This window comes from Streptomyces sp. SS8 (assembly GCF_054072955.1).
Map to the genome: position 1 here is coordinate 47221 of NZ_JBSVCZ010000017.1, position 23164 is coordinate 70384.

Here is a 23164-nt window from a genome sequence, read left to right on the forward strand (position 1 = left end):
CCCGGACACCGCGTCGCGCCGCGCCACCTGGCCGCCACCCGGCCGGGCACCGGCCGGGTGGCGCGGGGCCCGGCCGTCAGCCGGTGCGCAGTTCCTCCACCGAGGCGCCCGAGCGCAGGAACAGCAGCCCGAGGCCGGTGGCGGCGGCGACGAGGGCCAGCACCCCCAGCCCGTGGAGAGCGAGGTCGCCGAAGGGCACGGGGACGGCGCGCACGATGTCGGGGACCTCGATCAGGTGGCTGTACTTCTCGAAGTTCTCCTCGCACAGGGCCGGGGCCGCGTCACAGGTCTGCGCCTGGCCGCCGCCCTCCCGCGCCTCCGCGCCGAAGTATCCCCGGCCCATCAGGGTGCCCACGGCCATCGCCAGCGCCACGGCCGGGACCAGGGGCGCGAACGTCTGCCACACCAGCGCCCGGCCCAGCACGGAGCGGGGCACGCCCGCGGCGGCCAGGGCCGCGTGGGCGCGGCGGCGGGCGACGACGGCCTCGGCGACGGTGACCAGCAGCCCGGCTGCCGCGATCACCAGCCCCACGGCGACGGCCGTGTCCACCACGTCCATGGCATCGAGGTAGAAGGTGTCCGTGCCGTACCCGTCCGTCGTCTCCCGTCCGGCCGCCTCGTCGTAGAAGCGCTGCACCTCCTGCCGTGCCTCCAGCATGGTGGCGAAGAAGGCGCGTACGGCCAGTGCTCCCGCGCCGAAGACCACGGCCACCAGGAGGGCGGCGAGGGTGCGGCTGCCGTGCCAGGGGTCGGCCATCAGCCGGCGGGCGGCCAGCAGCGGGGCCGGGCGGCGGGCGAAGCGGTGCAGCACCCGGCCGGTGGCGTGGGAGAGCCAGCCGGTGCCGAGTACCACGCCGAGGGCGGCCGCCAGTCCGCCTCCGAAGAGCAGCAGGAACGGCAGCGGGGAGAGGAAGGCCGGATCGCCGGAGTCCTCGTAGCTCTTCCGGATCGCTTCGAGGGTGAGGGACGCGCCCACGCCGAGGACGATCAGGACGGCGGGCCACGGTCTCGGCGACCTCTTCCGCCTCGCCTGCCGGACGACTCCGAGCGGGGTGACCACCACTCGGCGCAGCATCACCGCGGCGGCGAGCGCCGCCAGCAGCGGCAGTCCGAGTACGGCGGCGGCCAGGGCGGGTGCGGACGGCAGTACGTCGGTGGGCAGCGGGATCCTGCCCTCGGCGTCCGGCCTGTGCAGCACCTCGCGCCCGATCAGGTGGACCACGAGTCCGGCGCAGGTGCCCAGCAGACTCGCCACCCCCGTCTCGGCGGCGGCGACGGCCATCGTCTGCCGCGGAGTGCCGCCGGCCAGCCGGATCGCGGCGAGTCGCCGGTCGCGGGAGGGCGCGCCCAGCCGGGCGCACTGCCCGGCCAGGGCCAGTACGGGGATGGTGAGCAGCAGCAGGGCGGCGATCACGCCGGGGCGCAGCCCCGGTTCCCTCAGCAGTGCGTTGGCGTACTGGTCGTTGAGGGGCACGCCCGCGTCCAGCGGCGGTACGGGGTCGGGGATGGCCTGCACCGTCAGCGCGGCGAGGAGCGCCAGGGCTGCGAGCATCGCGCTGACGGCGGTGAGCACCACCCGCAGGGTGTCGGTACGCGTCCCGGCGAGGGCCAGCCTGAGCAGTGCGCTGGGCTTCACCGGCGACCGCCGATCGACATGTCGACTCCGCCGTCGATGCCGAGCCCGGTCGGGTCCGGCGTTCCGTCCCGCAGGACGATCTCGCGGTCGGCGTAGGCGGCCACCGATGCCTCGTGGGTGACGAGCACGACGCTGGTGCGCTGATCCTGGGCGACCCGCGTCAGGTGCCCGAGCAGGCGCTCCCCGGCCAGCGCGTCCAGCGCGCCGGTGGGCTCGTCGGCGAAGAGCACCTTCGGCTCGGTGACCAGCGCCCGCGCGGCGGCGCACCGCTGCTGCTGGCCGCCGGACATCTCGCCGGGCCGGGAGTCGGCAACGTCGGCCACCTCCAGCCGCTCGAGCCAGTTCAGCGCGGCGGTACGCGCCTCGCGCCGTCCCCTGCCGGCCAGCAGCAGCGGCAGGGCGACGTTCTCGGCCGCCGTCAGTTCGGCGACGAGCTGCCCGAACTGGAACAGCACCCCGAAGTCGGTGCGCCGCATCCGGGAACGGTCGGCCTCCGAGCGGGTGTCGAGGCGCTGCCCCCCGTACAGCACCTCGCCCGCGTCGGGGCGCAGGATTCCGGCCAGGCAGTGCAGCAGGGTGGACTTGCCGCAGCCGCTGGGTCCGGTGACGGCGAGGATCTCGCCCTCGGCCAGTTCCACGGTGACGCCGCGGAGCGCGGGCGTGGCCCCGTAGGACTTCACGATCCCGCGTGCTTGCAGGAGCGTCATGGGTGCACCTCCCGGTGCAGATCGGCGACGCGGTCCAACGTGGTGTGCAACCAGCGCAGGTCGGCGTCGAGATGGGCGATGGCGAAGTCCGCGGCGATCACGTCGCCGAGCGAGGACTCGGGGTCGGTCTTGACGGCGGTCAGCTCGCGCAGCCGCGTGGTGTGCGCCCGGCGCTGTTCGGCGAGGTATCCGCGGGCCTGTTCGACGCCGCTGACCAGCAGGGCGACGACGACCTTGGCCAGCAGTGTGCTGGTGACGTACGGGGCCGGGGTCTCGATCTCCTCCAGCCAGGCGCGCAGCTTCTCGCGTCCGGCGTCGGTGAGGGCGAACTCGGTGCGGTCCGGCCCGCCTTCGCGGCTCTGCCCGCGCTTCTCCACCAGGCCGTCGCGTTCCAGCCTGCCGAGCGTGCCGTAGACCTGGCCGAAGGCGATCGGCTTGGCCTTGGGGAAGCGCTGGTCGTGCGCCTTCTTCAGGTCGTAGCCGTGCTGCGGCCCGGCGGCCAGCAGGGCGAGCAGTACATGGGCTGCGGTCGACATGACGGCGACTATTCCCTGAGAGAATAGTTGCCGTCAAGTCGCGCCCTGCTGAGGCTTGTTGACGCTCACGCGGAGACGAGCAGCCAGGCGGCGCCGGAGGCGGACAGCACGGTGAGCGCCGCCGGGGCGGTCTCGCCGCGCAGCGGCAACACCAACTGCGTGGAGACGGCCGCCCTGCCCGGCGGGCGGACGGCCGTGCGGGGCTCCAAGGACCCCGCCGGGCCGGCGCTCGCCTTCGGCGCGGCGCCGTGGGCGGCCTTCCTGGAGCGGATGCGCGCGAAGAATTGATCACCCGCCGCCGGGCGTAATCCCGTTGCCCGCGCCCAGGGTGGCGGCGCAGACTGCCCTGGTGCTGATCCGACGCGAGAGCCCCGCCGACGTCTCCGCCGTACGCGCCGTGACCGGTGCGGCCTTCGCCGCCCGGTCGCAGACGCCCGTCCCGGTGGAGGTCACCCTGCTGGACGAACTGCGCGGCTGCGAGGCGTGGTTGCCCGCGCTGTCGCTGGTGGCCGAGGGCCCCGGCGGCGAGGTCGTCGGCCATGTGGTGTGCACCCGGGGTCGCATCGGCGCCGCGCCCGCCCTGGGGCTCGGCCCCATCAGCGTCCACCCCGATCACCAGGGACGCGGCACCGGCTCGGCACTGATGCACACCGCACTGGGCGCCGCCGACGCCCTCGGCGAACCGCTGGTGGCCCTGCTCGGCGAGCCCGCCCACTACCGCCGCTTCGGCTTCCGCGCCTCCACCGAGTACGGCATCGCCCCGCCCGACCCGGCCTGGGGCGAGTACTTCCAGGTCCGCACCTTCGCCACGTACGACCCCGACGCCCCCGCCCTGCGCGGCACCTTCGCCTACGCCGAGCCCTTCAGCCGGGTGTGAGCAAAGACGGGATCAGAGCGATCCCGGCGGAGCCAGCCACTGGGTGGGCTGACCGGTGACCCCGGCGATGGTCTCGAAGTCGCGGTCGTAGTGGAGCAGGGTCAGCCCCTGGAGTTCGGCCGTGGCGGCGATCAGGAGGTCCACGGCTCCGGCCGAACGGTGCCGGCCGACCTTCGTCAGCTCCCTCTGGACATCCCAGGCGCGAGACACAGCCCGGTCATCCAGAGGGCTCCAGCCGAAGATCGCGTCGAGATCCGCCACCAGCTCGGCGCGGTCCTCGGCGTTCCGGGCGCTGTACAGGAACTCGACCTCGGTCACCGGGCAGCGCGCGATGATCCCCTCGGTCAGGGGCTTCTCCCAGGTGTCACGCGCGGGCTGCCGGAGGATGCGCACCAGGGCGCTGGTGTCGATCAGGTAGACGGCGGCGGTCACGGTCGGTAGTTCTTCTTCTCCAGGAGTTCGTCGAACGCTCCGGCCTCCGCCTTCGCCGCGAGCCGGGCGAGTGCTACGGCACGGCGCTTGCGCTCCACGCCTTCGCGCAGGGCGGCCGTGACCGTGTCCTTCTTGGTCTTGGTACCGAAGGCGATCGCGGCGTCGGCGAGCAGCTTCTCATCGATGTCGATCAGCGTCTTGGCCACAACCACACCTCCGAATATATCCACCTGACAGTCAAGTATATCTCCGGTCCGGCCACAAGCCACCACTTCGATCCTCGCCCGGGAATCGACAGCTTCCCGACCACGGGCGGACCGGGCCGATCCCGGACGGGCGCCCGGACATATGACTGGACAGCCCACACCCGGGGCGTAAACACATGCGCCATGACACATGACAATGCACAGGACCGGGGCGCCGCCCCCGCGACGTGGCCGACCGGCTTCCGGGCCTACTCGGGGCACGGCGGGCTGCGCGAGCACGGTGACGACATCTCGATCGTCGTGTCGGACCGGCCGGCCACCAGTGCCGCGATGTTCACCCAGAGCCTCTTCGCGGATCCGGCCGTGGTCCTCAGCCGTACGCACGCCGAGGAGCGGAACCTGCGCGCCGTGACGACACTGGCGCAGAACGCGAACGTCGCCACCGGGCGCCGGGGCGAGGAGAACGCCGCCGAGATCGCCCGGCGCGTCGCCCAGATCCTGGGCGTCCCGGCGGACGAGGTGCTCATCGGCTCCACCGGAGTCATCGGACGACCACTGCCGATGGACGCCGTCCGCGCGCACTTCGACGAGGCCGCCCGCGACGGCCTCGCGGCGTTCACCGCCGGACCGCTGGACGTGGCCCGCGCGATGATGACCACCGACACCCGCCCGAAGACCGCCGTCCACGGCGCCGACCCCAACTGGGGCCGGGTGCTGATGGCCGTCGGCAAGAACACCGGCGACACCGACATCACGCCGGGCAGCGTCACCGTGAGATTCGGCGACATCGAGGTGCACCCCGAGGAGGCCGGGGCCGGCACCCTCGGCAGGCTCTCCGAGACCACGCGCCGGGACGAGGCCGACATCCTCATCACGCTCGGCCTCGGGGAGGCCGAGGCCACGGTCTACGGCTGCGACCTGTCCGCCGGCTACATCCGCGTCAACGCGGACTGCACGACCTGACCGGCCCCGGGCACACACCGCTTCCCGCGTCAGTACGCCACCGTGAACCGCCCGCGGTGGTGCCGGGGTCTCTCTACCTCGTCCAGCAGGGCCACCGCCAGGTCGGCAACCGTGATACGGGAGACGCCCTCGGCGTCGGCGATGAGTTCGTCGGCGCCCAGCCGGTAGCGGCCGGTACGCTCCCCCGGCTCCAGCCGGGCGGGCGGGCTGAGGTACGCCCAGTCCGCTGCGGAGGTGTCGGCGCGGCAGAGCGCCAGTTGCTCGGCGCCGGCCTCGGCGACGGCCCGCCAGTCGGGGTGGAGGTACCGCGGGTCGTCGAGGACGGTGCGGCCGCCGGTGCCGGGCACGGTCAGGCTTCCGGCGCCGCCGACGAGCAGTAACCGGGCGCCTGCCCCGGCCGCGCCCGCCAGCAGGATCCGGGTGGTGGCGGCGAGTTCGCGCTCACGGCCGGGTGCCGGGCGGGTGGCGCCGACCAGCACGTCCTGACCGGCGCTCAGTCCGGCCACGTCCTCGGCGCTGCGGGCGTCGCCGGTGCGGCCCAGGGCGGCGGCGGGCAGTTCGGACAGGCGGGCCGCGTCGCGGACGACGGCGGTGACCCGGTGGCCCCGGGCCAGCGCCTCGGCCACCACCTGGCCGCCCACGCTGCCGGTGGCTCCGAAGACGGTGATGTCCATGGTCTTCATGGCTTTCAACTCCTTTGGGGTTCCGGGTTCTTGACTTCGGCGGGCACGGCGGGCACGGCGGGCACGGCGGGCGTGCCGGTCGCGGAACGGGGCCGGGTCTGGGCCGCGACGAGGGCGGCCAGGACGATGAGCGCGCCCGCCGTCTGCGCCCAGGTCAGGTGCTGGCCGAGCACCAGCCATCCGAGCGCGGTGGCGACCAGTGGGCTGAGCAGGCCGAGGAAGGTGACGGCGGTGGGTGACAGGGCGCGGATCCCCCTGAACCACAGGGCGTAGGCGAGCGCCGCGCCGACGACCGACAGGTAGCCGTAGCCGAGCAGGTTGCCTGCGGCCAGCCCGGCGGGCGGTGGCCCCTCGGCGGCCAGGGCGACGGGGAGCAGCAGCAGTCCGCCCGCGACGAGCTGCCAGCCGGTGACGGCGAGCAGGGGCGCGGGCGTGGTCCACCGCTTGCTGAGGACGACGCCGGTGGCCATGACGGCCGCGCCGCCGAGCGCGGCGGCGACGCCGACCGCGTCCAGCCGTGCGTCGGCCCGCAGGACGAGCAGGCCGACCCCGGCCACGCCCGCCACTCCGGCGAGCGCGGTGCGGACGGTGAACCGCTCGCCCAGCACGGCGGCCGACAGCCCCGCCGCGATCAGGGGCTGGATCGCTCCGGCGGTGGCCGCGACGCCACCGGGGAGCCGGTAGGCCGCGACGAACAGCAGCGCGAGGAACACCCCGATGTTGAGGGTGCCGAGCACGGCCGCGCGCCACCACCACCGCCCGGTGGGCAGACGACGGGTGAGTGCGAGGAGGAGGAGCCCGGCGGGCAGGGCGCGCAGGACGGCGGCCAACAGCGGACGGTCGGGCGGCAGCAGTTCGGTGGTGACGAGGTAGGTGGTGCCCCAGATGGCCGGGGCCAGGGCGGTGACCAGCAGAATTCCGACTCGGTTGCTTAGCACTAAATGAAAATACCTCAGCACTAAGCAACCTGGCCATGGTGGGTGACGCATTTCTCACCGCTAAGACACCGAGTAGGGTTAAGGCCATGGCCGATCACGTCGACCGAGTACTGGAGCAGTGGGCCCGTGAGCGCCCCGACCTGGACGCCTCCCCGATGGGAGTGATCGGGAGGCTGGGCCGCCTCTCCCGGCTGATCGACGCCGAACTGCGCCGCACGTTCGCCGCCCACGGCCTGGACCACGCGTCCTTCGACGTCCTGGCGACCATGCGCCGCAGCGGGCCGCCGTACCGGCTGAACCCGGCCGAGCTGATGCGCTCGGCCATGGTCACCTCCGGGGCCATCACCCAGCGCCTGGACCGGCTGGAGGCGCGCGGCCTGGTGGCGCGCTCCCCCAGCGAGACCGACGGCCGCGCGGTGCACGTCACCCTCACCGAAGAGGGACGCGCCCTGATCGACCGGGTGCTGCCCGACCACCTCGCCACCGAGCACCGCGTCCTGGCCGGGCTCACCAACGCCCGGCAAGACGAACTCGCAGCTCTGCTGCGCGAGTTGCTGGAGTCCCTCGGGGACCGGGTGGACTGAGCCGGGTGCGCCCGCGGGCCGGCGGAAGCAGCCCTGCCCACCGGGCGCGCGGCACCTTCGCCCGCGCCGAGTCGTTCGACCGGGCGTGAACGAGATCGCGGTCAGCACCGAGCAAGGCATCGTCTACGAACCCGGCGGCCGGTCACTGGACGTCCACCGGCCCGCCAACGGCCCGGCCGCCGTGCCCACCGTCCTCCTCTGGCACGGCAGGGGGCCGGACGAGCGGGACGTACTCGCGCCGCTCGCCCGTCAGGCCGCCTCGCTGGGGCTGGTGGTCGTGGTGCCCGACTGGCGCCCCGACGCGCCCGACGGCGGCTGGGGACATCTGCGGGCGTCGGTGCGTTTCGCTCGGGAGCGGGCGGGCGATTTCGGCGGCGACGTCGGCCGGATCGTGCTGGCCGGCTGGTCGCTGGGCGCGTACGCCGCGGTGAGTGTCGCGGTCCGGCCCGGCCTGATGGGCGGATGGCGGCCCGCGGCGGCCGCCGGGATCGCGGGCAGGTACCTCTGGGAGCGCCCGGAGATGGGGCTGGGCAACCTGAGTGACGCGCTGGCCACGACATCCGCCGGACCCGTGCCCGTCCATCTGGTGCACGGCACCGCCGACGACATCGCCCCCGCCCACCACTCGCGGGACTTCGTGCCCGTACTCGACCGGTGGGGATGGCCGGTCACCCTCACCGAGACCGACGCCGACCACGCGGGCGCGGTGATGACCGAGTACGACCCCGCGCGGCAGCGCTGCGTCCCGGCCTGCGGCACGGGCGCTCTGGCGGCCGGCCGCACCGCGGCCCGCGCCCTGGCCCGCGCCGCGGGTCTCCCCGTACCCGGGTAGCCGCCCGCGGCGTCGGGCCGGGCGCGCCGGGGGGGGCAGCGGTCAGGGGATGGGGCGGTGGACGTCCGTGCGGGTGGAGGGGCCGGGGGCGGCCTCGGCGATCCAGGGGCCGGGGGTGGAGGGGTCGACGACGCCCTCCTCCAGCCAGGTGTACGCGCCGCCCAGCACGCCGCGCACGACCTTGCGGTCGATGTCGTCGGTGTTGTCCCACAGCCGGTCGAAGAGTTCCTCGGCGCGGAGGCGGGCCTGGCGGCAGAAGGCGTCGGCGAGCTGGTAGGCGGCGCGGCCGTTCTCGCCGCGGGCGCGCAGCATCTCCGCCCGTACGCAGGCCGCGCTCATGGCGAACAGCTCGGCTCCGATGTCCACGATCCGCCCCAGGAAGCCCTGCTTGCCCTCCAGTTTCGCCTGCCAGCGGGACATGCCCAGGAAGGTGGCGCGGGCCAGGCGGCGGGAGGCGCGCTCGACGTAACGCAGGTGGGCGGCCAGGTCGGGGTGACCGGCGGGGTGGAACTCGCGGTAGGAGCCGGGCAGTTGGCCGGGTCCGGCGACCAGTTTGGGCAGCCAGCGGGCGTAGAAGCCGCCGGCGCGGACGGCGGCGCGGCCCTTGTCGGTGAGGGTCTTGTCGGGGTCGACCAGATCGCCCGCGACCGACAGGTGGGCGTCGACGGCCTCGCGGGCGATGAGCAGGTGCATGATCTCGGTGGAGCCCTCGAAGATGCGGTTGATGCGCAGGTCGCGCAGCATCTGCTCGGCCGGTACGCCGCGCTCGCCGCGGGCGGCGAGGGAGTCGGCGGTCTCGAAGCCGCGCCCGCCGCGGATCTGGACCAGTTCGTCGGCCATCCGGTAGGCCGTCTCGGAGCCGTAGAGCTTGGCGAGGGCGGCCTCGATGCGGATGTCGTTGCGGTCGTCGTCGGCCATCTGGGAGGCGAGGTCGAGGACGGCCTCCAGGGCGAAGGTGGTGGCTGCGATGAAGGAGACCTTGCTGCCGACGGCCTCGTGGTGGGCGATCGGCTTGCCCCACTGCTCGCGGGCCGCGGACCACTCGCGGGCGACCTTCAGGCACCACTTGCCCGCCCCGGCGCACATCGCGGGCAGGGAGAGGCGGCCGGTGTTGAGGGTGGTCAGCGCGATCTTCAGTCCGGCGCCCTCGGGGCCGATCCGGTTGGCGGCCGGGACGCGGACGCGGTGGAAGCGGGTGACGCCGTTCTCGATGCCGCGCAGACCCATGAAGGCGTTGCGGTTCTCCACGGTGATGCCCTCGGAGTCGGCCTCGACGACGAAGGCGGTGATGCCGCCCCGGTGGCCCTCCGAGGCCGGTACGCGCGCCATGACCACCAGCAGGTCGGCGACGACGCCGTTGGTGGTCCACAGCTTCACGCCGTCCAGGATGTAGCTGTCGCCGTCGGGTACGGCGGTGGTGGCCAGGCGGGCCGGGTCGGACCCGACGTCCGGTTCGGTGAGCAGGAAGGCCGAGATGTCGCCCCGGGCGCAGCGCGGCAGGAACGCCTTCCTCTGCTCCTCGGTGCCGAACATCTTCAGCGGCTGGGGCACACCGATCGACTGGTGTGCCGACAGCAGCGCGCCGACGGCGGGGCTGGCCGATCCGGCCAGGGCCAGGGCGCGGTTGTAGTGGAGCTGGCTCAGGCCCAGGCCGCCGTACTCGGGGTCGATCTTCATGCCGAGCGCGCCGAGTTCCTTGAGTCCCTTGACCACCTCGTCGGGGACCAGGCCCTCGCGGTCGATGCGCGGGCCGTCGATCTCCGTCTCGCAGAAGGCCCGGAGCCTGGCGAGGAACTCCTCACCGCGCCGGGCGTCGGCGTCCGCGGGCCGGGGGTGGGGGTGGATCAGGTCGAGGCGGAAGCGGCCGAGGAACATTTCCCTGGCGAAGCTCGGCTTGCGCCAGTCCTGCTCCCTCGCGGCCTCGGCCACCTGTCGTGCTTCGCGTTCGGAGACTGCCATCGCGGTTCACCTCGCACTGCCGGGTACTGCGGAGGACTGCCGGGACTGCGCAACGGGTGCTGCGCGATGCGTGTACCCGTTGCGCACGGTACGTACCGTTTCCGGGGTGCGGTGCACTCGTATGCGGCTACTTGTTGAAGCGCTTCGACAACCCTTCGCGGAGCATCTGGACAGGCGGTCAGGTCGGGTTTAGGGTCGGTCCGCAGATCCTCTGTCGAAGCGCTTCACCTCAGCCGCTTCCCGCACCGCCCTGGAGAGCCCATGGTCACCCTCGCCGAGGTCGCCCGGCACGCCGGAGTCTCCGCCAGCACCGTGAGCTACGTCCTCAGCGGAAAGCGCTCCATCTCCGCCGCCACCCGCGAACGCGTCGAGCAGAGCATCCGCGAGCTGGGCTACCACCCCAACGCCGGTGCGCGGGCGCTGGCCAGCAGCAGGTCCAACATCATCGCCCTGATGATGCCGCTGCGCACCGACATGTACGTGCCGGTGATGATGGAGATCGCCCTGGCCGTCGCCACCACCGCCCGTGCCCACGACCACGACGTGCTGCTGCTGACCGGCGAGGAGGGCCCGGAGGCGGTACGGCGGGTGGTGGGCAGCGGGCTGGCCGACGCGATGATCCTGATGGACGTCGAGCTGGACGACGCCCGTCTGCCGCTGCTGCGCGACACCGGCCGCCCCGCCGTGCTCATCGGCATCCCCGCCGACCCGTCCGGGCTGAACTGCGTCGATCTGGACTTCACCGCCACCGGCGCGCTGTGCGTGGAGCACCTGGCCGAGCTGGGGCACCGCGACATCGCGGTGGTCGGCGAGGCGGCCGCCGTCTACGAGCGGCACACCGGTTTCGCCGAGCGCACCCGCGACGGGCTGCGCGCCCGCGCCGCCGAACTGGGCGTGCGGCTGCTGCACCGGCCCTGCGAGGGCAGCTACGCGGCGATGGCCGGGACGCTCTCGCGCATCCTCGACGAGCGCCCCGGCACCACCGGCTTCGTCGTGCAGAACGAGGCGGCCATCGACCCGCTGCTGAGCCTGCTGCGCCAGCAGGGCCGGGCCGTGCCCGAGGACGTCTCGGTGGTCGCCATCTGCCCCGACCAGGTGGCCGTCCAGGCGTCCGTGCGCCTGACCTCGGTGGCCATACCCGCCCACGAGATGGGGCGCCGCGCGGTGGAGCTGGTGATGGCCAGGGTGCGCGGCGAGCGCGGGGAGCACCTGGAACTGCTGCCTCCGCGGCTGACGGTGCGGGCCAGCTCCGGCCCGGCCCCCGTCGCCCGCTGACCCCCGCCCCGCCCGCAGTTCGCCCGCCGTCTCCCCGCCGCTCCCCGCTCTTCCCGCCCGACCGGTCCGCACACCGACGAGCCCCTCAGGAGCCCCGTGTCCACACCCGCCTTCTCCCCGCCCCCCTCCTCCCTGGCCCAGTCCTCCCCCACCCGCGGCACCTTCCGCGACCGCGACGGCGCGCTGGAGTGGCGCGGTCGGCAGGAGACCGTACGCGTCGAGCCCTGGGGGCCGGACGCCGTACGGGTGCGCGCCCGGCTGGGCGGCCCGGTCCTGGGCGAACTGCCCGGCGCCCTCCTGGCCGACCCACCGCCCGCCGGGTCCGGGCCGGACATCCGGATCGAGGACGACCACGCGCGGGTGACCTGCGGCGCGATCACCGCCGTGATGAGCGCCGACGGCATGCTCCGCTTCGTGCGCACCGGCGACGGCGCCGAGCTGCTGTCCGAGGACCGCGCGCACTTCTGGTGGCCCGGCTCCCGGCTGCACACCGCCACCGGCAACGGCTACCACCGCCTGGAGCAGCGCTTCGCCGCCTACTCCGGCGAGCGGCTGTACGGGCTGGGCCAGCACCAGCACGGGCTGCTGGACCACAAGGGCACGGTGGTCGACCTCGTCCAGCGCAACGCCGAGGTCTCCATCCCCGTGCTGACCTCCAGCCGCGGCTACACCCTGCTGTGGAACAACCCGGCCGTCGGACGGGTGGAGCTGGCGCACAACGGCACCCGCTGGGTGGCCGACTCCGCCCGCCAGATCGACTACTGGATCACCGCCGGCGACCCGGCCGACGCCCAGCGCCGCTACTCGGCCGCCACCGGCCGCAGCCCGATGCTGCCCGAGTGGGCGGCCGGTTTCTGGCAGTGCAAGCTGCGCTACCGCACCCAGGAGGAACTGCTGTCGGTCGCCCGGGAGTACAAGCGGCGCGGGCTGCCGCTGTCGGCGATCGTCTGCGACTTCTTCCACTGGACGCACCTGGGCGAGTGGAGGTTCGACCCGGCCGAGTGGCCCGATCCGGCCGCCATGGTCAAGGAGCTGGACGAGCTGGGCGTGAAGCTGGTGGTCTCGGTGTGGCCGTCGGTCTCGCCGCTGAGCGAGAACCACCGGCCCATGGAGCAGCAGGGCCTGTTCATCGGCACCGAGTACGGGCCGATGGCGCACGCGGACTGGCCGGACAAGGGGGTGGCCGAGCCCGTCCAGGTCGCCTTCTACGACGCCACCAACCCCGACGCCCGCGACTTCGTGTGGTCCCGCATCCGGGAGAACTACCTGTCGTACGGCATCACGGCATTCTGGCTGGACGCGGGCGAGCCGGAGCTCAAGCCCGGTTTCGCGGCCAATCTGCGCTACCACGCGGGCCCCGGGCTGGAGGTGTCCAACCTCTACCCGCGCGAGAACGCCCGTACCGTCCACGACGGTCTGGCCGCCGAGGGCGTCACCGAGATCGTCTCGCTGAACCGGTCGGCCTGGGCGGGCTCCCAGCGCTACGGCGCCGCCCTGTGGTCCGGGGACATCGGCACCGACTTCGCCACCCTGCGCCGCCAGATCGCGGCCGGGCTCAACACCGCGCTGTCGGGCATCCCGTGGTGGAACACCGACATCGGCGGCTTCCACGGCGGCGATCCGGACGATGCGGCCTACCGCGAGGTGATGGTGCGCTGGTTCCAGTTCGGCGCGCTCTCCCCGCTGATGCGGTTGCACGGCTTCCGCGACCCGGGGATGCCGCTGGGCCCGGACATGACCGGCGGGCCCAACGAGGTGTGGTCCTACGGCGAGGAGGCCGGGGAGGTCCTGGAGGCTTATCTGCGGCTGCGCGAGCGGCTGCGGCCTTACGTGCTGGAGCAGATGCGCACCGCCCACACCGAGGGACTGCCGCCGATGCGGCCGCTGTTCCTGGAGTTCCCCGGCGACCCGGCCGCCTGGGAGGTGGACGACGCCTATCTGTTCGGGCCGGATCTGCTAGTGGCGCCCGTGCTGGAGGCCGGTGCCCGGGAGCGCACCGTGCACCTGCCGGCCGGGGCGGAGTGGACGGACGCCTGGACGGGCGAGAGGTACCCCGGCGGCGGGCCGGTCACCGTGCCCGCGCCGCTGGAGCGGATCCCGCTGTTCCTGCGCGACGGCGCCCGGCTGCCGGTCCGCGAGGACTGAGGCGGCGGGCGGTACCCACCGCGCGGACGGCGCCGGCGGACGCGATCCGCCGGCGCCGTTCGCGCTGCCCGCTGCGTGCGGGGCCCGCCCGCCGTCCTATGCGGGCGGGTCCTCGCGCAGGACGGCGGCGCCGTGGCGGCCGAGGGTGATCGCGTGCTCGTGCCGCCGCCCGGTGAGCTCGTCGGTCGCCGGGACGGGCAGGGGGACGGTGGCCGGATCGCGCCGGTGGTTGAGGAGGAACAGCCGGGCGCCGCGGCGTACGGCCTCCACTCCCGTGGGCAGTCCGGGAAGCGGAGGCCGCAGCCCGGCCTCGCCGGCCGCGCGGGACAGCAGGGCGCGCAGCGCGGCGGGATCGGGGAGGGTGGACAGGTACCAGGCGGTGCCGTCGCCGAAGGGGTGACGGGTGATCGCGGGGCGGCCGTCGAGTTCGCCGCCCCGGTAGGCGGCGACGGTCTCGGCGCCGGGCAGGGGCTCGAAGTCCTCGCGCCACAGGGTGCCGGCGGGACCGGTGGCACCTTCCGCGCCGGCGTCCGCGCCGAGGACGTCCCCGCGGGCGGCGAGCGGCTGGGCCTCGCCCTCGTCCAGCGGCCACCACTCGTGCACGGTGCCGATGCCCAGCACCTCGCGCAGCCGGGCGTCCACACCGCCCTCGCGCACCCGGTCGTCGGCGTCGGCGACACCGGTGAAGAAGCCGCACACCAGGGTGCCGCCGCCGCGCACGTAGGAGGCGAGACCGTCCAGGGCGGTGTCGGTGAGCAGGTACAGATGGGGGACGGCGACCAGGGCGTAGCCGTCCAACTCGCTCTCGGGGTGGGCGAGGTCGCAGGTCAGATGGGACTCCCACAGGGCGCGGTGCCAGGCGCGCAGCGGCCGCTCGTAGGTGAGGAGGTCCGAGGGGCGGCCGGCGGACAGGGTGGCCCACCAGGCGTTCCAGTCGTGCAGTACGGCCGCCCGCGCGGTCACGGGCGAGCCGGTGACCGCCCCCAGGCGGCCCAGGTCGGCGCCCAGTTCGCGCACCTGCCGGAAGGTGCGGCCGTGCGGACCGGCGTGGGAGACCATCCCGGAGTGGAACTTCTCGCTGCCCTGCCGCGACTGGCGCCACTGGAAGAAGCAGATCCCGTCCGCGCCGCGCGCCACGGCCTGCAGTGACCACAGCCGCGTCAGGCCCTCGGGCCTGGGATGGTTGACGCCGCGCCAGTTGACCGGCCCCGCGGCCTGTTCCATCAGCAGCCAGGGGCCGCGTGCCTGGGAGCGGGTGAGGTCCTGCACCAGTGCTCCCCATGCCGCCCCGTCGTCTCCCTCCGGGTCGGCGGGGTCGGGATAGAGGTCGACGGAGACGACGTCCTCGCGCCTGGCCCACTTCCAGCCGTCCTGGCCGACGAACAGGGGCATGAAGTTGGTGGTGACGGGGATGTGCGGGGTGCGCTCCACCAGGGCGTCGCGTTCGGCGGTGAAGCACTCCAGCAGGGCGTCGCTGGTGAAGCGGCGGAAGTCCAGCTCCTGGGTGGGGTTGACCATGTACTGGGCGCGGCGCGGCGGGATGATCTCGCCCCAGTCGCCGTAGCGCTGGCTCCAGAAGGCCGTGCCCCAGGCGTCGTTGAGGGCGTCCAGGCTTTCGTAGCGGTCGCGCAGCCAGCGGCGGAAGTGGGCGGCGGTGGCATCGCACCAGCAGGCGGTGCCGTACTCGTTGTTCACGTGCCACAGCCGCAGGGCGGGGTGGCCGCCGTAGCGGTCGGCGAGGTCGGCGGTGATGCGCAGGGCGCGGTCGCGGTAGACGGGCGAGGAGGCGCAGAAGTGGTTGCGCGAGCCGTACCAGATGACCGCACCCGTCTCGTCGCGCGGCAGGGTCTCGGGGTGGCGGGCGCCCATCCAGGGGGGCGGCGAAGCGGTCGGGGTGGCCAGGCAGACCCCGATCCCGCCCGCGTGGAGCAGGTCCAGGACGCGGTCGAGCCAGCCGAAGTCGCGCTCGCCGGGACGGGGTTCGAGGCGAGCCCAGGAGAAGACGCCGACGGTGGCGAGGTTGACGCCCGCCTCGCGCATCAGCGCGACGTCCTCGTGCCAGACGGACTCGGGCCACTGCTCGGGGTTGTAGTCGCCGCCGTAGAGGATCCGGCCGCGGGTGACGTCGGCGAGGGTGGGTCTGGGCGGGGTTGTCACAGGGTGCCTTCCGTAGCGGGCGCCGCGGCCGCCCGTGTGCTGTGGCCGGTGGCCGGTGACCGGATCGGTCCGGGGGTGGCGGTGGCGGAGGTGGTGAGACGGCGGCGGGTGCGGTCAGCCCTTGACCGCGCCGATGAGCATGCCCTTCTTGAAGTGCTTCTGGACGAAGGGCGAGAGCACGGCGACCGGCACCAGGGCCAGCACCATCACGGCCATCTGCACCGAGAGGGTGTGGATCTGGCCGGTGTTGATGATCTGGGACATGCCCGCGGGCCGCTCGCCCTTGAGGACGATCTGGTTGAGCACCACCTGGAGCGGCATCTTGGTCTGGTCGTTGAGGTAGATGGAGGCGTTGAACCAGGCGCTCCAGTAGCCGACCGCGTAGAACAGCGAGATGACGGCCAGCACCGGTTTCGACAGCGGCATCACGATCTGCCACAGGATGCGGAACTCGCCGGCGCCGTCGATGCGGGCGCTGTCGATCAGCTCCGGCGCGGTGTTCATGAAGAAGGCCCGCAGCACCAGGATGTTGAACACGCTCACCGCGCTTGGCAGGATCAGCGAGGCATAGGTGTCGATCAGGCCGAGGGACTGCACCAGCAGATAGGTGGGGATCAGTCCGGCGCCGAAGAACATCGTGGCCAGCAGCGTCATCAGCATCGGGCGGTGGCCGAAGGATCCCGGGCGGGACAGGCCGTAGGCGCACAGCACCGAGACGGCCATGCTGAACAGCGTGCCGGTGACGGTGACGCAGACGCTGATGACGGTGGCCCGGGTGACCTGGCCGCCGGAGAGCAGCTCGCGGTAGGCGTCGAAGGTGATGCCGTCGGGCACTATCACCAGGCCGCCGGCTTCGCGGATGGTCTCGGCCGACGACAGGCTGGTGACGACCACGATCCACAGCGGGAAGAGGATCGCCAGGCAGGCGACGGCCAGCACCGCGCCCTTGGCCGCGGTGCCGACGCCGCTGGGCGGCTCCTCCCAGGCGGGGCGCATCCGGGCACCGGCGCCCTCCGTCTCGCGGTCCTCGGTCAGCACGCTCACTTCTTGTACACCCCCTGCTCGCCCAGCAGATGGGCGGTCTTGTTGGCGGCCAGCACCAGGCAGAGGCCGAAGATGCCCTTGACGATGCCGACGGCCGCCGCGTAGCCGAAGTCGCCGTTCTCCAGGCCGACGTTCCACACGTAGGTGTCCAGCACCTCGGCCGCGCCGGTGCCCACCGCCGTGCGCTGCAGGAGTATCTGCTCGAAGCCGACGGTGAGGGCGTCGCCGACGCGCAGCACCAGCAGCAGGGCGATCACCGGGCGCAGCGCGGGCAGGGTGATGTGCCACATCCGCCGCCACCGGCCCGCGCCGTCGGCGGCGGCGGCCTCGTACAGCTCGTGGTTGACGGCGGCCAGCGCGGCGAGGAAGACGATGATGCCCCAGCCGGCGTCCTTCCAGATGGCCTGGAAGGTGATCAGGAACTTGAAGAAGCCGGGGTCGGTCATCAGGTCGAAGCCGCCGCCCCAGCCCCTCTCGCGCATGGTCTGGGCGATGATCCCGGCGCCGCCGAGGATCTGCTGGAAGACGGTGATGACCAGCACCCAGGAGAAGAAGTGCGGCAGGTAGAGCACGCCCTGCGCCCAGGCGCGCACCCGGGGGCTGATGATGCTGTTGATCAGCAGGGCCAGCAGGATGGGGACGGGGAAGAAGAGAACCAGTTGGATGAGGAAGATCAGCAGGGTGTTCTCGACCGCCGACCAGAAGTAGGGGTCCTCCCACATCCGCTGGAAGTTCTCGCCGCCGGTCCAGGGGCTGAGGGCGAAGGACTCGGTGAAGGAGTCGCCGAGGTAGGGGTCGAACTCCTTGAAGGCGACGGCGTTGCCCAGCAGCGGTACGTAGGCGAAGACCAGGACCAGCAGCAGGGCGGGCAGCGTCATCAGGACCAGGGCGCGGTCGCGGCGCAGCCGGTGCCGACGGGTGATGCCGCCGGGGGGCGGGGATGCCTTGGGCCTCCCCCGGCCCCCGGCGCCGCGTCCGTCCGCGGTCGGCGAGCCGGCCGGGGCAGCCGGGGCCAGATGGGGGGCCGGGGCCATCCCGGTCGGTCCGGTGCCGCCGGCCGGTGCCTCGCCGGGGGCCGTGCTGTGGGACACGGGACTCTCCTCGTCAGCGTCGTTCCGGCCCCGGTCCGGTGGTGCGGCGCGGCGCGGCGGGCGCCGCACCGCCTGGCCGGGGGCCTGTGGGCGCGGGTGCGTCAGGCGGCGGACTCGCCGGCGTCCTCGATCAGCTTCCGGTACCAGTCGCGCAGGTCGTCGCCGCCGGCCCGGCGCCAGTCCTCGACGGCCTTCTGCATGTCGGAGACCTTCTTGCGGCCGCGCACCACGTCGTCCTCCAGGTCCTCGAACGGGTCGCTGAGGTTGGTCCAGCGGTTGGGTTCGCGCACCTGCATCCCGTACAGCAGCGGCTTCTTCATGAAGGCGCCCATCCGCTGCTGCCAGCCGCACCAGTCCCGCACCACCTGCGGGTGGTCGGGGAAGGCGGCGACGGCCTCGGCGCTGGCGGTGAAGAAGTAGGTGTCCTGGACTTCGGTGACGCCCTGCCCGGTCTTGGTGGGCACACCGTCCTTCAGCGTGTAGTGGGTGCCCTCCACTCCGTACCTGACCAGGCGGTTCTCCTTCGTTCCGTAGGGTGCGGCGGCGAAGTCGGCAATGGCCAGGCACTCCCGGACGGTCTCCTCGGATGCCTTGCGGCTGATGAAGGCCCAGATGCCGGCCGGGTTGGCGAAGTACAGCTGCGGGTCGCCGCCGTCGTGGCCGAAGATGTCCATGCCCTGGACTCGGAAGTCGGGGTTCTGCTCGCTCTGCTCGAAGGTCCAGCCGTACCACTTGGCGTTGCCGTCGTTCACGATCATCGACTGGCCGGCGGTGAAGCGGGTGCCTGCGTCGCCCCGGCCGGTCCTGGCGTCGGGGTGGACGACGCCGGCGGCGTAGAGCTTGCGGGTCCACTCCAGCGCCTCGAGGTAGTTGTCCGTCTCGATGCGGTGCACGAGCCTGTCCCCCTGCCGCTGCCAGCAGTACGGCTTGTCCGGCAGCACGCCGAAGACGTTGAACGCCGTCCACTTCATGTCCTCGCACGCCCACACCTTGGACCTGGGCGCGGTGATCTCCTTGGCGAGGTCCATGAACTCCTGCGGACTGGCGGGTACTTCCCAGCCCTTTTCCTCGAAGACGTCCTGGCGGTAGTAGGGGATGATGATGTCGACCGCACCGGACGGGATCGGCAGCCCCCTGAGCTTGCCGCCGAAGATGGACATCTGCCAGGCGGCGGTGGGGATCGCGGCGAGGTTGGGGTAGTCCTTGGCCTTGTCGCCCGACAGGTACGGGCCGAGGTCGGCGAAGCGGCTGCCGATGGCGCTGGGGATCTTGCCCTGCATCTCCCAGCTGGGGATCACCACCATGTCGGGGATGCCGCTGGAGGCGAGGACGGCGCCGAGCTTCTCGCCGTAGGTATTGCCGTCCTGGGTCTGCCAGTCGACCTTCACCCCGATGGCCTTGTCGACCGCCCGGTAGTAGGCGCAGTCCTTCTCGGGCGGGGTGCCCCACAGCGGGCTCATGACGGACACCTCGCCGCCCCTGCCCGTCTTCTCGGGGACGGAGGCGGGCAGCGCGTCGTACGGCTCGGCCTTGCCGATGAAGCCGGGGCGCGAGCCGTTCTCGCTGGGGATGTCCGGCTCGACGACCTTCGAGGCGGCGTACGCCGGGAGGATCCTCGCCGCGTCCTTCTTCGTCGTCGTGCCCTCGTCACGGTTGCCGCCGCCCTCGGAGGAGCACGCCGACAGCAGCGGCACGCCGCCCACCGCCGCGGCGGCGACGGCCGTCGAGGCGAGGAAGGTTCTCCGGCTGGGGCTGGTGGTCTGGGACATGGCGGCAACCCTTCGTGGCGGCGCGTCGGCGGGACGGGCGGGGCGGACGGCGTGCGGCCCCACCGGTCGGGCAGGTCGGTCGAAGCGCTTCGATGTTGCGCCGAGATTAAGTGCGAGGGTCATACCGCGCAAGGGCCGTGGCGAAGAAACATCGAGACCCCGGAAGCGGCCTGGGTACAGGCAGTTCACGGGCCCGGACGGCTGTCTCGCGTTCAGCTCCTTGACACCCGCCCTGCTGTCACCCCAGCATCGAAGCGCTTCGAAGCGTGTACCGCCACCCCACAGCACTCACCGCAGCACACCCCGCATCACGCACCGCCGCACGGTGGTGGCCGCCCATCTCCCCGAGGAGACCTTCCACACGTGAGCACCGACCAGCCGCCCTTCCGCGACCCGGCCCTGCCGTCCCGTGAGCGCGCCGCCGACCTGCTGGCGCGGCTCACGCCCGACGAGCGCGTCGCGATGCTGCACCAGTTCGCCCCGGCCGTGGAGCGTCTGGGCGTCGCCGCCTTCCGCACCGGCCAGGAGGCGCTGCACGGCGTGGCCTGGATGGGCCCGGCCACCGTCTTCCCCCAGGCCGTGGGGCTCGGGGCCACCTGGAACGACGATCTGGTGCGGCGGGTGGGCGAGGCCGTCGGGCGGGAGGTGCGCGCGATGCGGGCCCGCGATCCGCGCGTCGGGCTGAACGTCTGGTCGCCCACGGTCAACCTGCTGCGCCATCCGCTGTGGGGCCGCAACGAGGAGGGCTACTCCGAGGACCCTCATCTGACCGCCGCGATCGCCACCGCCTACACCCGCGGACTGCGCGGCGACCACCCCACCCGCTGGCGTACCGCCCCGGTGCTCAAGCACTGGCTGGCGCACAACAACGAGACCGACCGCGACACCTCCTCGGCCTCGGTGCGCCCGCGGGTGCTGCACGAGTACGAGCTGCCGGCCTTCCGCGGTCCCGTCGAGGCGGGTGCGGTGGCCGGGGTGATGCCCGCGTACAACCTGGTCAACGGCCGCCCCAACCACCTCTCGCCGCTGCTGGCCGAGCAGTTGCGCAGCTGGTGCGACCACGAACCGGTGGTGTGCTCGGACGCCGGCGCGCCCAGCAATCTGGCCGATTCCCAGGGCTACTTCGACACCCACGAGGAGGCCACCGCCGCCGCCCTGCGCGCCGGGGTGGACAGTTTCACCGACCACGGCGAGGACTCCTCGCGGATCACCACCCGGGTGCGCGGCGCTCTGGAGCGCGGGCTGATCGGGCAGGAGCACGTGGACGCGGCGGTGCTGCGGCTGCTGGCGATGCGCTGCTCGCTGGGCGAGTTCGACCCCGAACCGTTCGACGGGGACGCCGCGTTCGACACCCCCGGGCACCGGGATCTGGCGCGCGAGGCCGCCGAGCAGGCGATCGTCCTGCTGCGCAACGACGGTCTGCTGCCGCTGGCGGACGGGGTGCGGGTCGCGGTCGTCGGGCTGCTGGCCGACGAGTGCAAGCTCGACTGGTACAGCGGCACGCTGCTGCGCCGCTCCACCCCGCTGGACGGACTGCGAAAGCGGTTCGGCGCGGACCGGGTGGTGTACGCCGAGGGCGCCGACCGGGTGCGGCTGCGCTGCCCGGACGGGTGGCTGGCCGTGCCCGGGGCCGGCTCCGGCGAGCGGGGGCCCGGCGACCCGGCGGCCGCGGGCGCGCTGGACCCGGCGCTGCTGCGCGGCCGCACCGACCTGCCGCCGCTGACGGTGAGCGCGGGCGCCGGTGAGGAGTTCGCGCTGGTGGACTGGGGCGGCGGGGTGCTGACGCTGCGCGCGGGCGGCGGCCGGTATCTGTCGGTCGCCGACGACGGCCTCGTACGCGCCTCGGCCGAGCAGCCGGGCGGCTGGGTGGTCCAGGAGACCTTCGAACTGGAACCCCACGGCGGCGGACACCTCCTCAGACACCGGGGAACGGGCCGGTACGTGGAAGTCGCCGCCGACGGCGTCCGGGTTGCCGCCGAGGGCGAACCGGGCACGGTGTTCACCGTCGAGACCGTCCGGCGCGGCGAGGACGAGGTGCGGGCCGCCGCGCGGGAGGCCGACGTGGTGGTCGTCGTCGCGGGCAACGACCCGCACATCGGCGGGCGCGAGACCGAGGACCGCGTAACCCTCGCCCTTCCGCCGCAGCAGGACCGGCTGTGGCGGGCGGCCCGCGGCGCCAACCCGCGTACCGCCCTGGTGCTCACCTCGGCCTACCCGTACGCGGTGGGCGAGGCGGACACGGCGCTGCCCGCCCTGCTGTGGACCGCCCACGGCGGGCAGGCGGCGGGAGAGGCGCTGGCCGCCGTGCTGGCCGGCGACGTCTCACCGGGCGGGCGGCTGCCGCAGACCTGGTACGCCGCCGACGCCGATCTGCCCGGTCTGCTGGACTACGACGTCATCGGCTCGCGCGCCACCTACCTGTACTTCGACGGCACTGCGCTCTACCCGTTCGGCCACGGCCTGTCGTACACCTCCTTCGGTTACGGCGAGCCGGAGGTCTCCTGCGACGGCCGGGTACTGACGGTTCGCTGCGCGGTGACCAACACCGGCGCGGCGGCGGGCGACGAGGTGGTCCAGCTCTATGTGCGCGCCGTCGAGGTGGCCGGACGCCGGCTGCCCCGCCCGCACCGCGCGCTGGCGGCCCACCGCCGCGTCCGGCTGGAGCCGGGCGCGTCGCGGGAGGTGGAGTTCGCCGTCCCGGTCTCCCGGGCCCTGGGTCTGTGGGACGTGGCCCACGGCCGGTGGCGGGTGGCTCCGGGCTCCTACGCCGCCGACCTCGGCGCCTCCAGTGCCGACATCCGCCGCAGCGCGGTCTTCCGCGTCGACGGCGAGCCCGGTGCCCCGCGTCCGGTGGGCGAGATCCGGGCCTCCGACTACGACGGGCAGAGCGGCACCGAGCTGGTGGATCTGAGCCGGGAGCGCGGTGACGCGGTCGCCCCGGCCGGCCCGGGATCGGCCGAACTGGTCTTCCACGACTGCGACTTCACGGCCGATGCCGGATCCGGTGCCGGTTCGGTGACGGTGGAGGCGGCGCGCGCCGAACCGGGCGAGGCGGAGGTCGTCCTGCGCCTGGAGGGCGGCGGTGACGACGAGAGCGCCGGGGGCCGCGTTCTGGCGCGTCTCACCGTCCCGTGCACCGGCGACCGCTACACGTACACCACCGTGCGGGCCCGCCTGGACGCTCCGCCCTCGGGCGTACGCGATCTGCGTGTCACCCTGCACGGCTCCCTCAGACTGGCCCGCCTGGGCTTCGGCGGTCCCTCTTCCGCCGAAGCGACCTGACGCCGGGCGGGCCCGCGCCGCGGCCCGGCCCTCCTTCCGGGGCCGGGC

Annotated in this window: 20 protein-coding genes; 8 read left to right on the plus strand and 12 right to left on the minus strand. The window is 73.4% G+C overall.

What is annotated here, in order from left to right:
- Positions 1 to 76: 76 nt before the first annotated feature.
- Genes ACW69E_RS17550 through ACW69E_RS17560 form a run of 3 tightly spaced genes read right to left on the minus strand, consistent with a single transcriptional unit; the run spans position 77 to position 2879 of the window.
- Positions 77 to 1636, minus strand: a complete 1560-nt coding sequence (locus tag ACW69E_RS17550) for a hypothetical protein (protein WP_457499187.1) — start codon at positions 1634 to 1636, stop codon at positions 77 to 79.
- Positions 1633 to 2343 (minus strand): ABC transporter ATP-binding protein, encoded by a 711-nt coding sequence (locus ACW69E_RS17555; RefSeq protein ID WP_457499188.1) that lies wholly within the window; start codon positions 2341 to 2343, stop codon positions 1633 to 1635. The genes ACW69E_RS17550 and ACW69E_RS17555 overlap by 4 nt, the downstream gene beginning before the upstream one ends.
- Positions 2340 to 2879, minus strand: a complete 540-nt coding sequence (locus ACW69E_RS17560) for a PadR family transcriptional regulator (protein WP_457499189.1) — start codon at positions 2877 to 2879, stop codon at positions 2340 to 2342. Before ACW69E_RS17560 ends, ACW69E_RS17555 begins: the two co-directional genes overlap by 4 nt.
- 111 nt (positions 2880 to 2990) lie before the next feature.
- On the opposite strand from ACW69E_RS17560, the gene ACW69E_RS17565 reads away from it, so the two are divergent.
- The gene (locus ACW69E_RS17565; RefSeq protein ID WP_457499190.1) at positions 2991 to 3167 is read left to right on the plus strand and encodes a DUF397 domain-containing protein; all 177 of its coding nucleotides are present in this window, start codon (positions 2991 to 2993) and stop codon (positions 3165 to 3167) included.
- 61 nt (positions 3168 to 3228) lie between these two features.
- Positions 3229 to 3756 carry a GNAT family N-acetyltransferase gene (locus ACW69E_RS17570; protein ID WP_457499191.1) on the plus strand — a complete coding sequence of 176 codons (528 nt, stop codon included), beginning with the start codon at positions 3229 to 3231 and terminating at the stop codon, positions 3754 to 3756.
- Between the two features lie 12 nt (positions 3757 to 3768).
- Here the strand turns inward: ACW69E_RS17570 and ACW69E_RS17575 are convergent, their stop codons facing one another.
- Both ACW69E_RS17575 and ACW69E_RS17580 read right to left on the minus strand, forming a co-directional pair.
- Positions 3769 to 4188, minus strand: a complete 420-nt coding sequence (locus tag ACW69E_RS17575) for a PIN domain-containing protein (protein ID WP_457499192.1) — start codon at positions 4186 to 4188, stop codon at positions 3769 to 3771.
- A complete protein-coding gene (locus tag ACW69E_RS17580; RefSeq protein ID WP_457499253.1) occupies positions 4185 to 4394 on the minus strand; it encodes a type II toxin-antitoxin system VapB family antitoxin in 210 nt (69 codons plus the stop codon). The genes ACW69E_RS17575 and ACW69E_RS17580 overlap by 4 nt, the downstream gene beginning before the upstream one ends.
- Positions 4395 to 4577: 183 nt before the next feature.
- On the opposite strand from ACW69E_RS17580, the gene ACW69E_RS17585 reads away from it, so the two are divergent.
- Positions 4578 to 5357: a bifunctional ornithine acetyltransferase/N-acetylglutamate synthase gene (locus ACW69E_RS17585; protein ID WP_457499193.1), complete on the plus strand. Its 780-nt coding sequence runs from the start codon at positions 4578 to 4580 to the stop codon at positions 5355 to 5357.
- Positions 5358 to 5386: 29 nt separating this feature from the next.
- On the opposite strand, the gene ACW69E_RS17590 is transcribed toward ACW69E_RS17585, so the two are convergent.
- Both ACW69E_RS17590 and ACW69E_RS17595 read right to left on the minus strand, forming a co-directional pair.
- Entirely contained in the window at positions 5387 to 6040 is a 654-nt protein-coding gene (locus ACW69E_RS17590; RefSeq protein ID WP_457499194.1) for an NAD(P)-dependent oxidoreductase, read from the minus strand.
- A gap of 5 nt (positions 6041 to 6045) precedes the next feature.
- The gene (locus ACW69E_RS17595) at positions 6046 to 6978 is read right to left on the minus strand and encodes an EamA family transporter (RefSeq protein WP_457499195.1); all 933 of its coding nucleotides are present in this window, start codon (positions 6976 to 6978) and stop codon (positions 6046 to 6048) included.
- A gap of 86 nt (positions 6979 to 7064) precedes the next feature.
- Between ACW69E_RS17595 and ACW69E_RS17600 the strand changes: the two genes are divergently transcribed.
- A complete protein-coding gene (locus ACW69E_RS17600; RefSeq protein ID WP_457499196.1) occupies positions 7065 to 7562 on the plus strand; it encodes a MarR family winged helix-turn-helix transcriptional regulator in 498 nt (165 codons plus the stop codon).
- A gap of 85 nt (positions 7563 to 7647) precedes the next feature.
- Entirely contained in the window at positions 7648 to 8394 is a 747-nt protein-coding gene (locus ACW69E_RS17605) for an alpha/beta hydrolase (protein WP_457499197.1), read from the plus strand.
- A gap of 42 nt (positions 8395 to 8436) precedes the next feature.
- On the opposite strand, the gene ACW69E_RS17610 is transcribed toward ACW69E_RS17605, so the two are convergent.
- The gene (locus tag ACW69E_RS17610) at positions 8437 to 10353 is read right to left on the minus strand and encodes an acyl-CoA dehydrogenase family protein (protein WP_457499198.1); all 1917 of its coding nucleotides are present in this window, start codon (positions 10351 to 10353) and stop codon (positions 8437 to 8439) included.
- A 261-nt stretch (positions 10354 to 10614) separates the two neighbouring features.
- Between ACW69E_RS17610 and ACW69E_RS17615 the strand changes: the two genes are divergently transcribed.
- Positions 10615 to 11628 carry a LacI family DNA-binding transcriptional regulator gene (locus tag ACW69E_RS17615; RefSeq protein ID WP_457499199.1) on the plus strand — a complete coding sequence of 338 codons (1014 nt, stop codon included), beginning with the start codon at positions 10615 to 10617 and terminating at the stop codon, positions 11626 to 11628.
- Between the two features lie 96 nt (positions 11629 to 11724).
- Entirely contained in the window at positions 11725 to 13773 is a 2049-nt protein-coding gene (locus ACW69E_RS17620; RefSeq protein ID WP_457499200.1) for a glycoside hydrolase family 31 protein, read from the plus strand.
- A gap of 96 nt (positions 13774 to 13869) precedes the next feature.
- Here the strand turns inward: ACW69E_RS17620 and ACW69E_RS17625 are convergent, their stop codons facing one another.
- The 4 genes from ACW69E_RS17625 to ACW69E_RS17640 all read right to left on the minus strand — a co-directional run bounded on the left by ACW69E_RS17625 (position 13870) and on the right by ACW69E_RS17640 (position 19834).
- Positions 13870 to 15930 carry a beta-galactosidase gene (locus tag ACW69E_RS17625; RefSeq protein WP_457499201.1) on the minus strand — a complete coding sequence of 687 codons (2061 nt, stop codon included), beginning with the start codon at positions 15928 to 15930 and terminating at the stop codon, positions 13870 to 13872.
- Positions 15931 to 16044: 114 nt separating this feature from the next.
- Positions 16045 to 16926, minus strand: a complete 882-nt coding sequence (locus tag ACW69E_RS17630) for a carbohydrate ABC transporter permease (RefSeq protein ID WP_457499254.1) — start codon at positions 16924 to 16926, stop codon at positions 16045 to 16047.
- 44 nt (positions 16927 to 16970) lie between these two features.
- Entirely contained in the window at positions 16971 to 18065 is a 1095-nt protein-coding gene (locus ACW69E_RS17635) for an ABC transporter permease (RefSeq protein WP_457499202.1), read from the minus strand.
- 101 nt (positions 18066 to 18166) lie between these two features.
- Positions 18167 to 19834, minus strand: coding sequence for an extracellular solute-binding protein (locus tag ACW69E_RS17640; protein ID WP_457499203.1), 1668 nt, complete (start codon positions 19832 to 19834; stop codon positions 18167 to 18169).
- A gap of 363 nt (positions 19835 to 20197) precedes the next feature.
- On the opposite strand from ACW69E_RS17640, the gene ACW69E_RS17645 reads away from it, so the two are divergent.
- Complete coding sequence (locus tag ACW69E_RS17645) at positions 20198 to 23116, plus strand: glycoside hydrolase family 3 C-terminal domain-containing protein (protein ID WP_457499204.1); 2919 nt, start codon at positions 20198 to 20200, stop codon at positions 23114 to 23116.
- Positions 23117 to 23164: the final 48 nt, after the last annotated feature.

Coding starts and splice junctions, on each gene's coding strand:
- ACW69E_RS17630 (WP_457499254.1), bottom strand. CDS start 16,926: ATGCGCCCCGCCTGGGAGGAGCCGCCCAGCGGCGTCGGCACCGCGGCC.
- ACW69E_RS17600 (WP_457499196.1), top strand. CDS start 7,065: ATGGCCGATCACGTCGACCGAGTACTGGAGCAGTGGGCCCGTGAGCGC.
- ACW69E_RS17590 (WP_457499194.1), bottom strand. CDS start 6,040: ATGAAGACCATGGACATCACCGTCTTCGGAGCCACCGGCAGCGTGGGC.
- ACW69E_RS17640 (WP_457499203.1), bottom strand. CDS start 19,834: ATGTCCCAGACCACCAGCCCCAGCCGGAGAACCTTCCTCGCCTCGACG.
- ACW69E_RS17560 (WP_457499189.1), bottom strand. CDS start 2,879: ATGTCGACCGCAGCCCATGTACTGCTCGCCCTGCTGGCCGCCGGGCCG.
- ACW69E_RS17610 (WP_457499198.1), bottom strand. CDS start 10,353: ATGGCAGTCTCCGAACGCGAAGCACGACAGGTGGCCGAGGCCGCGAGG.
- ACW69E_RS17555 (WP_457499188.1), bottom strand. CDS start 2,343: ATGACGCTCCTGCAAGCACGCGGGATCGTGAAGTCCTACGGGGCCACG.
- ACW69E_RS17585 (WP_457499193.1), top strand. CDS start 4,578: ATGACACATGACAATGCACAGGACCGGGGCGCCGCCCCCGCGACGTGG.
- ACW69E_RS17615 (WP_457499199.1), top strand. CDS start 10,615: ATGGTCACCCTCGCCGAGGTCGCCCGGCACGCCGGAGTCTCCGCCAGC.